12 protein-coding genes are annotated in these 14,938 nt (G+C 41.3%); 8 read left to right on the top strand and 4 right to left on the bottom strand.

Annotated elements, in window-relative coordinates:
* Positions 1-19: 19 nt before the first annotated feature.
* Complete coding sequence (dnaE, locus tag HY58_RS12055; protein WP_039132281.1) at positions 20-3,658, bottom strand: DNA polymerase III subunit alpha; 3,639 nt, start codon at positions 3,656-3,658, stop codon at positions 20-22.
* 73 nt (positions 3,659-3,731) lie between these two features.
* On the opposite strand from dnaE, the gene HY58_RS12050 reads away from it, so the two are divergent.
* A complete protein-coding gene (locus tag HY58_RS12050; RefSeq protein ID WP_082022156.1) occupies positions 3,732-4,412 on the top strand; it encodes a C40 family peptidase in 681 nt (226 codons plus the stop codon).
* A gap of 18 nt (positions 4,413-4,430) precedes the next feature.
* Here HY58_RS12050 and HY58_RS12045 read toward each other — a convergent pair whose 3' ends face one another.
* On the bottom strand, positions 4,431-6,086 hold the full coding sequence (locus tag HY58_RS12045; RefSeq protein ID WP_039132279.1) for a M1 family metallopeptidase: 1,656 nt from the start codon (positions 6,084-6,086) through the stop codon (positions 4,431-4,433).
* 2 nt (positions 6,087-6,088) lie between these two features.
* Here HY58_RS12045 and HY58_RS12040 point away from each other — a divergent pair, with 2 nt between their 5' ends.
* Together HY58_RS12040 and HY58_RS12035 are read left to right on the top strand one after the other, a co-directional pair.
* On the top strand, positions 6,089-7,723 hold the full coding sequence (locus tag HY58_RS12040; protein WP_039132277.1) for an ABC transporter substrate-binding protein: 1,635 nt from the start codon (positions 6,089-6,091) through the stop codon (positions 7,721-7,723).
* Positions 7,724-7,777: 54 nt separating this feature from the next.
* On the top strand, positions 7,778-8,512 hold the full coding sequence (locus HY58_RS12035) for an acyl-CoA desaturase (RefSeq protein ID WP_039132274.1): 735 nt from the start codon (positions 7,778-7,780) through the stop codon (positions 8,510-8,512).
* Between the two features lie 10 nt (positions 8,513-8,522).
* Here the strand turns inward: HY58_RS12035 and msrA are convergent, their stop codons facing one another.
* On the bottom strand, positions 8,523-9,212 hold the full coding sequence (gene msrA, locus HY58_RS12030) for a peptide-methionine (S)-S-oxide reductase MsrA (protein WP_039132273.1): 690 nt from the start codon (positions 9,210-9,212) through the stop codon (positions 8,523-8,525).
* Between the two features lie 150 nt (positions 9,213-9,362).
* A complete protein-coding gene (locus HY58_RS19755; protein WP_216593803.1) occupies positions 9,363-9,818 on the bottom strand; it encodes a YqaE/Pmp3 family membrane protein in 456 nt (151 codons plus the stop codon).
* 57 nt (positions 9,819-9,875) lie between these two features.
* Here HY58_RS19755 and prfB point away from each other — a divergent pair.
* From prfB to pyrR, 5 genes are all read left to right on the top strand, one after another.
* Positions 9,876-10,974 (top strand): peptide chain release factor 2 gene (gene prfB, locus HY58_RS12020; RefSeq protein WP_371197912.1). Its coding sequence is split into 2 segments (ribosomal slippage): positions 9,876-9,926 and positions 9,928-10,974, totalling 1,098 coding nucleotides; the frame shifts between segments, so codons are not numbered across the junction.
* Positions 10,975-10,992: 18 nt separating this feature from the next.
* Positions 10,993-12,624, top strand: coding sequence for an L-glutamate gamma-semialdehyde dehydrogenase (pruA, locus tag HY58_RS12015; protein WP_039132267.1), 1,632 nt, complete (start codon positions 10,993-10,995; stop codon positions 12,622-12,624).
* 387 nt (positions 12,625-13,011) lie between these two features.
* Entirely contained in the window at positions 13,012-13,560 is a 549-nt protein-coding gene (locus HY58_RS18915) for a porin family protein (RefSeq protein WP_052324082.1), read from the top strand.
* A gap of 286 nt (positions 13,561-13,846) precedes the next feature.
* Positions 13,847-14,299 (top strand): outer membrane beta-barrel protein, encoded by a 453-nt coding sequence (locus HY58_RS12005; protein WP_082022160.1) that lies wholly within the window; start codon positions 13,847-13,849, stop codon positions 14,297-14,299.
* 98 nt (positions 14,300-14,397) lie between these two features.
* Positions 14,398-14,919 carry a bifunctional pyr operon transcriptional regulator/uracil phosphoribosyltransferase PyrR gene (gene pyrR, locus HY58_RS12000; protein WP_039132261.1) on the top strand — a complete coding sequence of 174 codons (522 nt, stop codon included), beginning with the start codon at positions 14,398-14,400 and terminating at the stop codon, positions 14,917-14,919.
* The last annotated feature ends 19 nt before the right edge of the window (positions 14,920-14,938 follow it).

Genomic DNA, 14,938 nt, shown 5'->3' with positions numbered 1-14,938 from the left:
CCCTAATTGTTAAGTGCTGTTAATTTGTATCCACTTTTACTTCCATTTCTGGCATATCCAGTAACCAATCGGTCAATTCGTCATTCATTTCCAAACCATTTTCTATACTATAAAGGCTTGTTATTGATTGAGTCCTTTGTTCCATCAAATTTATACGCAGACCTGTTTTGCCAGGGAATTTTCTAATATTGTTCTCCAGAAAGCTTATTATTTCATTTGAAAGATGCCTGGGTTCAACATAAAGCACCAATTGTTTGGTCAGTGACGCCTTAATGGTTTCAAGCAGGTTTATTCGCTCCACTTTGAATTCATATTTTTCACTATTGAATCTCGAGCGAAAACTGCCCACTACAAAAAGGTTTTTCCCTTTATCCAGGTAATCTTTGAACCGCATATAATCATCCCCCCAAAGCATAATTTCAGTTTTGCCGGAATAATCTTCCAGAGTGAGGGATCCGAAATTTCTCCCTGTGCGGGTCATGCGGTGCTGACCTTCTATTACTAATCCGGCCAAACGGAACTGTTTTCCACTTGCCTGAAGAAGCGGATTTTCGGCAACTTCATTAAAATCTGCCAGTGACATAATATTATAATGGCGCATTTCGAATTTGAAATGATCTAGCGGATGGCCGCTCATGAAGATACCCGTTACTTCTTTTTCATGATCGAGCCTATCGGTGAGCGACCATTCATCGCAGGCAGGGATCTTTGGTGAAGGCAGGTCTAAAACTGCTGGCAGGTCACCAAATAAAGTATTAGTACTGCCCTGCGATTGCGCCTGGTAAACATTTCCGAATTTGATTATCTTTTCTAACCCGGTAGAGGTATCACCGGCAGGAATATGGAAATACTGTGCACGGTGCAATTCAGGAAAACAATCAAATGCTCCTGCATAGGCAAGACTTTCCAGGGTTTTCTTGTTTACTGCTCTCTGATTGATCCGTTTGATCATATCAAAAATGGAAGTAAAGGGGCCGTTTTGCTGGCGTTCACTTATTACACCCTCTACAGCGGCTTCTCCAACACCTTTCAGTCCACCCAGTCCAAACCGGATGGCACCACCTTTATTTACGGCAAAACCCTTCAATGATTCATTTATGTCAGGTCCCAATACTTCAAGCCCCATTCGTTTACATTCCTCCATAAAGAATGTGATCTTTTCAATGCTGCCCGCGTTATTCAGAACCGCTGCCATATATTCTGAGGGGTAATGAGCCTTCAGGTACGCAGTCTGGTAGGCTACAAATGCATAGCAGGTTGAATGTGATTTGTTAAAGGCATATTGTGCGAATGACTCCCAATCGGTCCATATTTTTTCAAGTTTATCGGCCGGGTGGCCTTTTTGAACGGCACCTGCTACAAACTGAGCCTTCATTTTATCAAGTACTGACTTTTGTTTTTTACCCATCGCCTTTCGAAGGACATCAGCATCGCCCTTACTAAATCCACCGATCTTCTGCGCCAGTAGCATTACCTGTTCCTGATACACCGTGATTCCGTATGTTTCTTCCAGGTATTCTTTCATTTCTTCCAGGTCATAGGAGATTGCCTCTTTACCATGTTTCCTGTCGATGAAATTGGGGATATATGCCAGCGGACCAGGACGATATAACGCGTTCATAGCAATCAGATCGGCAAACTGGTCGGGACGAAGGTCACGGAGATATTTCTGCATTCCGGGACTTTCAAACTGAAAGGTCCCAATTGTATCAGCGCGCTGATATAATTCAAATGTCTTCAGATCATCCAGCGGAATTTCATCAATCTCGATCTCTACACCGTGGTTGGCCTTGATCAATGCAAGAGCATTTTTGATGATGGTTAGGGTTTTCAACCCAAGGAAGTCCATCTTGATAACACCTGCATCCTCAATGATGCTACCTTCTATCTGCGTTACCAGCAATTCCGAATCCTTTGCGGTGCAAACCGGAATAATATTCATCAGGTCATCTGGTGCGATGATAATTCCTGCCGCATGTAAGCCCGTGTTCCTAACTGAGCCTTCTAAGCGTTCTGCTTCTTTGAGAACGTGTGAGCGGATATCGGTACCATTGTAGATCTCCCGCAATTTTTTCACATTATCAAGGTCCTCCGACTGAAGTTGCTCTTTTTCCTCTAATGATTTTGGACCATCTTTTACTGTTAGAGGAGCTTTCAAGACCCGGCGAAGTTCGATTCCGGGTTTATCAGGTACCATCTTGGCGAGCGCATTTGATTCGGAAAGAGGCAGGTCAAGAACCCGAGCCACGTCCTTTATACTCATTTTGGCGGCCATAGTACCATAGGTAACGATTTGAGCCACCTGGTTCTTACCATATTTCTGAACAACGTAATCGATAACCTTCTGCCGGCCATCATCATCAAAATCAGTATCAATATCTGGCATGCTTTTTCGATCGGGATTCAGGAAACGCTCGAAAAGAAGGTTGTATTTAATCGGATCGATATTAGTTATACCTATACAATAAGCTACTGCCGAACCCGCTGCCGATCCCCGGCCCGGACCAACAAATACGCCCAACTCACGTCCGGCGCGTATAAAGTCACTCACGATGAGGAAGTACCCGGCAAACCCCATTGTTTTGATGGTGAACAATTCAAAGTCAAGCCGCTCCTGGATATCAGGAGTAAGGTCGTTGTAGCGGTTCCGTGCCCCTTCATATGTCAGGTGACGCAGAAACTCCCACTGATTGAGGTTGGAATCTCCATGCACCTGAAATTCTTTTGGAATGGGAAAGGCAGGGAGGAGGATATCTTTTTTCAGGTTAAGCAATTGCACCCGATCCACGATCATGTTGGTATTGTCAATTGCTTCCGGAACATCGCTGAAGAGCTTTTTCATCTCATCGGTGCTCTTGAAATAAAACTGGTCGTTGGGAAATTTGAATCGCCTGTTCCGGATATTGGCATCATCATTCACGAAATCGTCAAAACCCGGCGTGCTCTGTTTTTCACCTGTATTGATACAGAGAAGAATATCGTGTGCGTTTGCGTCATCTTTATCTGTATAGTGACTGTCGTTGGTAGCAATCACGGGCACCCCGTATTTTTTTGCAAACTTCAGCAGGCTCTGGTTGATGATTTCCTGCTCCTTCATTGCATGACGCTGCAGTTCTATGAAATAATCTTCCCCAAACATTTCAAGCCACCATTTGAACTCTTTCTCCGCAGCATCTTCACCTTCATTTAATATTGTTTGCGGAACATATGCTCCGATACAACAGGTTGTTGCTATTAGACCTTCATGATATTTTTCTATAAGTTCCTTATCGATACGAGGGTATTTACTATACATCCCCTCTGTAAAACCCAGAGATGTCAGTTTTATCAAATTCTGGTAACCAACTGCATTTTTTGCAAGTAATACCTGGTGAAATCGCTGGTCTTTCTGTTCCTTAGTAAAAGTTTTTCGATGCCTGTCCTTTACCACGTAGAATTCGCATCCTACCACGGGTTTCACAAGTGGATTCCCATCCTCTCCCTTATGCTTATACGCTTCCGCAACAAATTCAAATGCACCAAACATATTACCATGATCGGTAATGGCAATAGCGGGCATTTTATCGTTAACCGCTTTTTTATATAGTGACTGTATAGAAGCTGCACCGTCTAGCAGCGAATATTGCGTATGACAATGAAGATGTGAGAAGCTGGACATAGACCTGCAAGTAACAAATTTTCCCCTTTCGGCCATAAAATCAAAAAGCGTTATTTTTGCACCAATTCATCCCATGGCAAAACAGATATCCTTTAAGAAAATCATATATGTTCTGGCAGTATGCATAACTGCATCTGCCTGCGGCATTTCAAAAAATGCAGATGGCAGGGTTTCTTCTACAGTGAAGCGTACCAGGCACTCAACTCCCAGATTTATCGAATCAATTAATATGACGCCGGGGGCCGAAGCACCTGGAAGTGGTAATGAGGCTAATACCGGGATGCTTAATGGGCCATCATCCAAAAATACTTCTGGTTTATATACCAATATTGAAAGCAGTACTGAACTTCAGTTTAAATACGCAGTGATGTTAAATGAAACGGTTGAGAATCTCAACAATTTATCACTGCTTCAATTTATCGAGCAATGGTATGGAACAAGGTACCGGTATGGTGGTTCTACCCGAAGTGGTATTGATTGCTCAGGGTTTACCTGCAATTTAGCCAATTCTGTGTATGGCAAAACACTGCCGAGGACTTCGCGAGAGCAATTCGAGCGGAGTCAGAAAATTCCGGTTGAATACCTGCAGCAAGGTGACCTTGTCTTCTTTAATACAAGCGGTGGTGTTTCTCATGTAGGCGTTTATCTTACTAACAACAAATTCGTTCATGCATCAACGTCAAGTGGTGTAATAATAAGTGATCTTAACGAAGATTATTTCAGGCGCAGATTTATTGGTGCAGGAAGATTATAAATTAGCCATAAAAACCGATTAACTTTTTTTCAGGGTAATATAAAAATTCCTGTCTGCCTTGAGGGTAGCCGGATTTCCCTTTTTCTTTTTCCAGGATGTAGTTGCTGATAACCAGGTTTCCTTACCATCAAGAAACACTTTAACAGGCATTTCAAATCCAGGAACTGTGTTTTCCCATCGGTAAAGCATTTTTTTGCCTTTGGGTTTGTAAGTAAGTTGCGGAACCTGTGTTGTTCTCAGATACTGGTCAAAAATTTTCGACAAGTCTCTTCCACAATAATCACTAATATATTTTTCCAATACTGAAGAACTGACTGTCTGGTGGTAAAATTTCTTATTCATATCGCGCAGCAATGACCTGAATTTCTGATCATCATTGATCACCTGCCTGATATTATGGATCATATTGGATCCTTTATAATACATATCGCCACTTCCTTCCCTGTTTACTCCATAAGCTCCTATAATTGGGATATCATTCTTAATATTTTTGCGGATGCCCACCAGGTAATCATTTCCTGCCTCTTTTCCATACTGGCATTCAGTGTAAAGGGTTTCACTATAATTGGTAAAACTTTCATGCACCCACATATCTGCAATATCATTTGTAGTGATATTGTTGCCAAACCATTCGTGGCCAGTTTCATGGATTATGATAAAATCCCATTTCAATCCCCAGCCTGATCCTGAAAGATCGCGTCCCAGATAGCCATTCTTAAATTTATTACCATAAGCAACAGCACTCTGGTGTTCCATTCCCAGATGTGGTGATTCAACCAACTTATAACCATCTTCATAGAATGGATAGGCACCAAACCAGCTTTCAAAACATGTCATCATTGGATGTACCTGGCTGAATTGCTTTTTTGCGCTATCAAGGTTTTCCTCAAGCACCCAATAGTCTAGATCGAGAATTCCTTTCTCCCCTTCATGTTTTTCACTCCAGTGAACGTATTTTCCTATATATGGAATGATATTATAATTATTAATGGGATTAGTCACTTCCCAGTACCAGGTGCTGCTACCATCGGGCATGGAGTCAGTTTTGAGCAATCTGCCATTACCCACCCCTGTGAGCCCGGGAGGTACAGTAATAGCAAGTGATGCACCCTTTTCAGGTTCATCAGACTGATGGTCTTTGCAGGGGTACCAAACACTTGCGCCTATTCCCTGGCAGGCAACACTCATCCAGGGATTACCACGACTGTCTTTGCGCCAGATCCATCCACCATCCCAGGGAGGCCTGATAGCCTCAGTAGGTATTCCAGAAAATGATAAACTGATAGATTGTAAAGAACCCCTTTCCAGGACCTCGTTTATGTTGACATGATATACATTTCCCTCTCTGTTGAACTTCAATTCCTTTCCATTTAGAACAGCCTCATTTAGTTGCATGGGGTGCTGCAGGTCTATCTGCATCATATTCCCTATTTCTTTGACTGTAAATTTCATGATTACCTTACCATTGATGGTCTTGCCGGCAAAGTTGGGCGTAACACTGATATCATAGCGTGTTACATCCCACCATGAACGTTCATTATTAATACTGCCTCGAAGACTATCCTGCCTTGTTGGAATGGCGTTCCCTGTTCCGATCTGGGCTGTAGCAGCCAATGCAATAGAAAATGTAATAAGGGATGTGATAAATGATCTGGCGATTGATGTAAGTTGCATAGATGCAAAATAAACATAACTGTTTAATTCTGTTGTTCGTTGGATTGTTTGTTTTCCTGGTTTCCTGCAGTAGTACCGAGAAGCAGGAAGAAGGTTTTTTTCTGTATAATGAATCATCGGGAATTGCTTCCTTAGATCCGGCGTTTTCTAAGAATCAAAGTATCATGTGGGCTGTCCACCAATTATACAGCACATTGGTAGAGGTAGATTCAGCATTGAAAATAAAACCTTCAGTAGCCAGCCATTGGGAGATTTCTGAAGATGGTCTTACATATACTTTTTACCTCCGAACTGATGTTTTCTTCCATGATAATGATTGCTTCCCCAAAAGCAAAGGCCGGAAACTAGTTGCAGAGGATGTCGTATACAGTCTCAAAAGGATTATGGACCCGGTAACCTCAAGCAGTGGGGCATGGATATTCAATGATCGCGTGAAGAGAAAGAATGGTTTCAGGGCTTTAAATGATTCAGTATTTCAGCTTGAACTGATCCGTCCCTTTCCTCCAATTCTGGGTATACTAAGCATGCAATATTGTTCAATTATTCCAGAGGAAGCTGTTTTACATTATGGTAATAAATTCCGCGACCACCCTGTTGGATCGGGACCCTTCCGGTTCATAGCTTTGGAAGAAGGACAGTCGCTCATAATGCGAAAACACGAGAACTATTTTGAAATTGACAGTGTCGGAAATAGACTGCCTTATCTTGCTGGCATCAAGGTTAGCTTTTATGATAGTAAAGCAACTGAATTTCTTCTGTTCAGACAGAAAAAATTGCATTTTATAAATGATATTGATCCCTCTTTTAAAGATGAGGTTCTGAACAAGCGCGGACAATTGCGAGAAGAATGGAAGGGGAGAATTATCCTTTCAAAGTATCCATACCTTAATACAGAATATCTTGGTATCCTTGTTGAGAGCGCAAACCCTGCTGTAAAAAATTCTCCATTGCGATTCCGCGAAATAAGGCAGGCAATCAACCACGGATTTGACCGAAAAAAAATGATGCTCTATCTGCGTAATTCAATTGGTATCGCCGCGGAAAGTGGATTTATACCTGCTGGTTTACCTTCCTTTAATGCGGAAAAGGTAAAGGGATATTCATATGATCCGGAGCGCTCAAAAGAATTGATACGAAAGGCTGGGTTCACCAATGGTAAGGAAATGCCTTCCATCACCCTGTTAACAATTCCAATATATGCAGACCTTGCAAGTTATATAGCCCGTGAGCTCGAAGAGATTGGTATTATTGTCAAAGTGGAAGTGGTACAGAAAAGCCTCTTACTTGAACAAACTGCACAGGGGACGGCGTTTTTTTTTCGCGGCAGCTGGATCGCAGATTATCCTGATGCAGAAAATTATCTCAGTGTATTTTATTCAAGGAATCCAGCCCCACCAAATTATACGCGGTATAAGAATAAAGAGTATGACCAATTATATGAAAAAGCGCTGCAGGAACCAAATGATAGTAGTAGATATACTTTATACCAGGAAATGGATGCTATATTAATAAATGATGCGCCTGTAGTTCCTTTATGGTATGATGAGGTAATTCGGTTAGTACAACCCGGAGTATCAGGATTTTATCCAAATGCACTTAATCTTTTAGAGCTCCGGACTACAGTTTTAACTCGATAAATTTATTTTAATGTTGTAACTTTGCACCTTAATTTTTGTCTTTAATAGTGCAGTATGGCAGTTATTCTCATTTTCTTCTTTACACATTGGTTCCTCTCTTTGTTTTTCCACACTTTTTTCCTGCATCGATATGGTTCCCACCAGATGTATACTACAAGTAAAACCTGGGAGAAAATATTTTATCTGGGTACATGGATCACACAGGGTTCATCATATCTTGTTCCCCGGGCTTATGGTGTTATGCATCGAATGCATCATGTTTATAGTGATACAGAGAAAGATCCTCATAGTCCGCATTTTTTCAAAGATGTATGGGGGATGATGATGCATACACGGAATATCTATAATAGTTTCGTGACGCGCACAAATATGCCGGAAGAGCAATTCACTAAAGAATACCTTCCTGTTTGGGAAAAGCTTGATCGCTTTGCAGATCATTGGATAGTGCGATTGAGTTTCGGGATAATTTATACGCTGGTATATGTATTTTTCGCACCAAGTTTTTGGTGGTTCCTGTTGTTGCCAATACATTTCCTGATGGGTCCAATACAGGGTGCAATAGTTAATTGGTGTGGTCACAAATATGGATATGCGAATTATGAGAATGGCGACCATTCAAAAAACTCCGAGCCATGGGGAATATTTCTGCTCGGAGAATTGTTTCAGAACAATCATCACAAGCAGGGCACCAATCCAAACTTTGCGCGTAAATGGTTTGAGATGGACCCAACTTACATAGTAATGAAACTTATGAATGCGGTGGGAATAATAAGGTTAAATAAACAATAGAAGCTTTTTCCTATTGTTTCTTCGTTTGAGCCTGGTTTGTGCGTTTCAATTTATCGCGGAATACCTTTTCAAATTTTTCCACTTTAGGACGAATAACAAAATAACAATAGGGCTGGGCGCCATTGTTTAAATAATAATTCTGGTGTTCCGCTTCTGCTACGTAGAATCCTGTAAAAGGCGCTATTTCTGTGACAATTGGATCCTTCCATGCACCGCTTTTATTCAGCTGGTCCTTATAATATAATGCTTTTTCTTTCTGCGCCTCATTGTGATAAAATACAGCACTCCGATATTGGGGGCCAACATCATTACCCTGCTTGTTAAGTGTGGTGGGATCATGTGTTTGCCAGAAAACTTCCAGAAGTTCATCAAACGTAATTATAGCAGGATCAAATACGATCTGTATAACCTCTGCATGACCTGTATTCTTTGCACATACCTGCTCGTAAGTTGGGTTCTTCACATGGCCTCCTGAATAACCAGAAGTCACTTTATGAACACCATCTAATTGCTGGAATAATGCTTCCACACACCAGAAACATCCTGCACCAAGGGTGGCAGTATCAGTACCGGGCCTGTAACCGGCATAGGCGACATCATTACTCATGCTTTTATTTGGGTTTTCTTTCTGTGCACAACCCGGGAGCAGTTGCGAAAGGGAGAGAAGCACTAATCCTAGGTATAAATTCAATCGCTTCATAGTGACTTTAATGATAAACAGTGCAATTTACGAAGGCCAACACTTACTGTATTACAGTATATGTTAATTCCTAAACCTTTAGGAAAGCCTTAACGCAGGAAGGAAATAAAAAAGGGAGCGGTGGTTACCACTCCCTGAATTATGAAGTTGTCAGATTGCATCAAAAACAACAAGAAGCGCGAGAATAACCGCGGCTAGCCATAGATACCAGCCACCAAAGAAGATCGGCAGGATTAAAATCAGACTCACCCAAAACTTCCAGGTCAGGGCTCTTTCTTTCAGGTAAATAGCCAGAGGTGGAAGTAGAATTGCCAGGATAGCTAACAAAATCAGGTTGGTGTCGGCATCCATTAACCGCCCGGCTTTTTTATCAGCCTTAAGATCTTTTATCATTTTTTTGACTTCCTTGAAACGGCTCTTTTTTTCTTTTTTATTCAGTCCGTTAAATTCTGCAACTGCTTTTTCCAATTCGGCCTGGGCAGCCAGGTCGGGATTGGTGACCGGTTTTTCTGTAGAAGTCTTTAGGGGTTCAGTTGCCACTGCAAACATAACCGGAGCAAAGGCCAGCACCAGCAAAGTGGTGATAAGGATGGAGAGTTTCTTCATAGTGTTAACATTTGATGCCATGAAAATAGGTCTTTTCACAATATATTTGCAACCTCTATGACACAAGAAAATTTGAAAACATTACGGGAGCGGGTTTCGGTTCTAAGGAGGTTTCTTTGACGTCGCTAACAGAAACGACAAACTCCAGCAAGACAAACAACTAACCCTGGCCTCCGGCTTCTGGGATGATAACCAGCGGGCCACAGCCATATTAAAAGAGATTAAGGTTCAGGAATACTGGCTCGGACTGTTCAACAATGTTGATACGGCCGTGGAAGATTTTGCTATCCTGCATGATTTCTGGAAAGCTGGTGAAACATCTGAAGAGGAAGTGAAAGAGGCTTATGACAAGGCTCAGGAGATGATTGAAGAGGCTGAATTCAAGAGCTCACTAAACCAACCTGAAGATGAATTGCCTGCTGTTGTTCAGATCAATAGTGGGGCAGGAGGAACAGAAAGCCAGGACTGGGCCCAGATACTTTCACGCATGTACAGAATGTACGGTGAAAAACAGGGCTGGACAGTTACTGAACTCGATTGGCAGGATGGTGATGGGGCTGGTATTAAAAGTGCAACCTTTCAGTTTGATGGTCCCTTTGCTTATGGATTCCTCAAAGGAGAAAGTGGCGTACATCGTCTCGTTCGTATTTCCCCTTTTGATTCCAATGCACGGAGGCATACATCATTTGCTTCAGTTTTTGTTTATCCGCTGGTAGATGATACCATTGAGATAGAAATAAAGGATAGTGAGGTAAAAATGGAAACGGCCCGGAGTGGGGGTGCAGGTGGACAGAATGTAAACAAGGTTGAAACAAAAGTGATGCTAACGCATATTCCCACTGGTATTGTGGTTATCTGCCAAACGGAGCGTACCCAACTGGGTAACCGCGAAAAAGCAATGCAGATGTTGAAAAGCCGCCTTTATGAGGAAGAACTACGCAGGCGGGAAGAAGCTAAGAATGCAACCAACTCTACCAAGAAAAAAATCGAGTGGGGTAGCCAGATCAGGAGTTATGTATTCCATCCCTATAAAATGATTAAAGACCACAGAACAGATTTTGAAGTGGGTAACGTTCAACCGGTTATGGATGGGGAACTGGATGGTTTTATTAAAGCTTATCTGATGAGCCAGGCTGACGAAGTACCTTCTAATTAACAAATAAAAAAATCTAACATGAGTTTAGGTTATTTCTCATATCCTATGCCCGCCAATGAGCCGGTATTAAATTATGCTCCCGGTTCACCTGAGAAAGCAACACTTAAAAAAGTGCTGGCTGAGCTTAAGAAAAAAGAAGCGGATATACCAATGTACATTGGAGGTAGAGCAGTGCGTACCGGAAATAAAGTAAGTATCCATCCTCCTCATGAAAGAAATCATGTTCTTGGTTATTTTCATGCCGGAGAAAAGAAACATGTGCAGCAAGCGATTGATGCAGCGCTAAAAGCAAAAGCATCCTGGTCTGTAATGAGTTGGGAAGAACGTGCCGCAATATTTCTTAAAGCCGCTGACCTGATCGCCACAAAATATCGCCCATATCTGAACGGTACAACTATGCTTGGACAAAGCAAAAATGTTTACCAGGCAGAGATTGACAGTGCATGCGAGATCATTGACTTTCTTCGTTTCAATGTTCATTTCCTAAGTGAAATTTATAAGCAACAGCCGATTAGCGGAGCAGGTATGCATAACCGTATGGAATGGCGACCACTGGAAGGATTCGTACTGGCAGTTACCCCTTTCAATTTCACAGCTATTGGAGGCAACCTGCCTACCTCCGCAGCTATGTGCGGTAATACAATTGTTTGGAAACCTGCCAATACACAGATTTATTCTGCCCAAATGTTTATGCGCATTCTCCTGGAAGCAGGGCTGCCCGACGGTGTTATCAACCTTGTTTATGTTGATGGGCCTACTATTGGTGAAGCATGTTTCAATCATCCAGATTTTGCAGGCGTACATTTCACCGGATCTACGGGAGTATTCAATCATATGTGGGCAACAATTGGAGCTAATATGCCAAAGTATAAAAGCTACCCCAGAATAGTTGGGGAAACCGGTGGTAAAGATTTCGTTATCGCACATAGAAGTGCAGATCCTGATGTTGTTGCAACAGCACTTGCCCGTGGGGCATTTGAATACCAGGGACAGAAATGTTCAGCAGCATCAAGGGCATATATCCCTTCCAATATTGCAGAAGCAGTTAAGAAAAAACTTATTGATCAGGTATCTCGTATGAAGATGGGAACCGTGGAAGATTTCACCAATTTTGTGAATGCAGTTATTGATGAGAAAAGCTACGATAAACTTAAGAAGTATATTGATAATGCCCGGAAAGATAGAAAAGCGAAGATCCTGGTAGGTGGAAACTGCGATAAGAAAAAAGGATTTTATATTGAACCAACAGTTATTGAGGTTAAAGATCCCAGATATGTTACCATGTGCGAAGAATTGTTCGGACCAGTTCTGACAATCTATGTGTATGATGCCAACCAATTTGAAAAAGCACTTGACCTGGTAGACAGTACATCCCCGTATGCGTTAACCGGATCAATAATTGCGGTTGATCGCAGTGCAGTTGAACTCGCTACCAGCAAACTTCGAAACGCTGCTGGTAATTTCTATATAAATGACAAGCCAACAGGAGCAGTTGTAGGTCAGCAACCTTTCGGAGGTGCTCGTGCAAGTGGTACAAATGACAAGGCTGGTTCAATGCTGAACCTTTATAGATGGCTGAGTGCGAGAACTATCAAAGAAACATTTAATCCACCAATAGATTTCGGGTACCCATTCCTGCAGGAATCCTAATTTCTAATAAATTTTTACATTATAAGAAGCCTTCTCAGAAATGAGGGGCTTTTTTTTCTTTGAGATTGAAGGTTAAATCAGAACGAAATAAACCTGATTTTACAGAATCAATTCCGAAGATGGCTACTACAATTGACGCCACATTATTAGAAGCCGTAATGGCACCGAGTACCAAATTTTGCCATATCCTTACTTACAACTTGTAATGGTGAATGAGTTTATAAATTGCTATGCCAGCTTTTTTGCCATTTGAATTATAACAAAGGACATAAGGACTGGAGAATTGAAGAAAAATCTATCAAATACTTATCGAGATCGTTTTTTTTAAAAAAAAAACGAAATAAACAAATGATTTCTAGCGTTCAATGCCGCATTAAAACATTTCAAATGAAAAAACTAATAACCTTTACCACATGTTTCTTTCTCGTATCATCATTTGCTTTTGCCCAGACTGAAACTGGCAGGTTGATGATTGGTGGCGATGCACAATTTGCGTCGGCCAAAACATCTGAGTTTGATATTAAAACTACAACACTTGCATTTAATCCTAACGTTGGTTATTTCTTTATTGATAATCTCGCCGGAGGTATTCGAGTTGAAATAGGGAGTACAAAAGTGAAATTTAACGAATTTGAAGCAACGTCAACTTCTACATCAATTTCACCTTTCATCCGCTATTATTTCTTGCCGCTTTCCGATAATATTAAATTGTTCGGTGATGCATCATATGGTTTTGGTTCAACCAAAGAGGAGAGTGAGGGTGATGAGGAAAAAACTGATTATAACGGTTTTACTATTTCCGCTGGACCTGCGATATTCCTAACGGATAATACAGCCTTGGAAATTAAAGCGTTTTATAATTCCACTAAGATTAAAGATATTGATGGAAGAACAAATATGTTTGGTCTGGGAGTTGGATTCCAAATTCATCTATAGAATCTGAATATTTTATTGGCAAGGGGAGGCTCATCATTTTTGATGAGCCTCTTTTTTTATTGTGAAAATTCTGATAATATGTTTTCAGTAATGCCATAGACACAATCAAACCAACAGACAATTAACTAGCTTATACATGCGTTTATTATTCAATGTAATTCGTATATTCATATGGTAATTTAAACATATAAGCCTTAATCCAACACGTATGAAAAGCTGTTGATAATCTGCTATTACCATTTCTGCCGTTCCTTAATTTTCTCAGAAAGGCCATAATCAGCTTGGAATCGGGGCCGATATTGCGTTTCCTACAGGAGATTTTAAAGATGGAGTAAATACCGGATTCGGCGGCTATGTCAAAGGATTACTTGGTGTGGGCACCAACGGCCAGGTTACATTCACGTCAGGATACACATCGTTGGGCTGGAATGATGATTTTGAAGTAGATGGAAATTTCACCATTATTCCTTTACTGGCAGGATATCGCCAGAATTTTAATAGTTTTTATGTGGAGCCTCAATCAGGCTTGGGTATCTATAATTTCAGAATGGAATTTATAGGTGAAAGTGAATCGGATTCTGAATCTGCATTCACATGGGCAGTGGGATTGGGTTCTGTGATAAACCAGGCATTTGATATTGGCTTTAGATATCAGAGTGCTTCAAAAGATGGAGATGAGTTAAATCATTTTGGATTGCGATTAGGTTATAATTTCAGTCTAGATGGAAGGGCCCAATAATACGGTTATGAAATTTTCCGGATATTTTTTTAAAGAGCCGCTTGCGGTCCTTTTTTATTTAAATTGACGATACATTAATTTAGCTGAAATTTGACGAATTGAAAACCATACTAAGTGATCAGCAGCTTGCCATAACCATCAAGCGGCTTAGTCACCAGATTCTCGAAAATAATGATGACCTCAGTAATACCTGCATAATAGGCATCCAGCCCCGTGGGGTATGGTTCAGCAATCGTATTGCTAAAGAGATCAGAGCCATTGCTCCCGGTACCAGTTTGGAATATGGAATTCTGGATATAACCTTCTACCGTGATGATGTCAGAAACGAGCTTCATATTGCAAATCAAACCGATATCCCATTTTCCATTGAGGGAAAAAATGTGGTTCTTATTGATGACGTTTTATATACAGGCCGCACTATCAGGGCAGGCATGGATGCACTCCTAGATTTTGGCCGTCCCCGTAAAGTTGAGCTCTGTGTACTTATCGACAGGCGCTTCAGCAGAGAGTTACCTATCCAACCCGACTACTCCGGTAAAGCCATAGATTCTATCATTTCGCAGAAAGTTAAAGTCTGCTGGCAGGAAAATGAAGGAAAGGATGAAGTGGTATTACTGTAACAATTAACTTTGCACCCTA

It is taken from the genome of Flavihumibacter sp. ZG627, assembly GCF_000814325.1.
Lineage (GTDB): Bacteria > Bacteroidota > Bacteroidia > Chitinophagales > Chitinophagaceae > Flavihumibacter.
Note: the sequence above shows the minus strand (reverse complement) of the source record. Positions and strands in the feature narration are given on the sequence as shown.

What these genes read in the sequence shown, in the direction of transcription:
- msrA (WP_039132273.1), bottom strand. Translation starts at nt 9,212, where the DNA reads ATGAAGCGATTGAATTTATACCTAGGATTAGTGCTTCTCTCCCTTTCG.
- HY58_RS12040 (WP_039132277.1), top strand. Translation starts at nt 6,089, where the DNA reads ATGCAAAATAAACATAACTGTTTAATTCTGTTGTTCGTTGGATTGTTT.
- pruA (WP_039132267.1), top strand. Translation starts at nt 10,993, where the DNA reads ATGAGTTTAGGTTATTTCTCATATCCTATGCCCGCCAATGAGCCGGTA.
- HY58_RS19755 (WP_216593803.1), bottom strand. Translation starts at nt 9,818, where the DNA reads ATGAAGAAACTCTCCATCCTTATCACCACTTTGCTGGTGCTGGCCTTT.
- HY58_RS12045 (WP_039132279.1), bottom strand. Translation starts at nt 6,086, where the DNA reads ATGCAACTTACATCAATCGCCAGATCATTTATCACATCCCTTATTACA.
- HY58_RS12035 (WP_039132274.1), top strand. Translation starts at nt 7,778, where the DNA reads ATGGCAGTTATTCTCATTTTCTTCTTTACACATTGGTTCCTCTCTTTG.
- HY58_RS12050 (WP_082022156.1), top strand. Translation starts at nt 3,732, where the DNA reads ATGGCAAAACAGATATCCTTTAAGAAAATCATATATGTTCTGGCAGTA.
- dnaE (WP_039132281.1), bottom strand. Translation starts at nt 3,658, where the DNA reads ATGTCCAGCTTCTCACATCTTCATTGTCATACGCAATATTCGCTGCTA.
- HY58_RS18915 (WP_052324082.1), top strand. Translation starts at nt 13,012, where the DNA reads ATGAAAAAACTAATAACCTTTACCACATGTTTCTTTCTCGTATCATCA.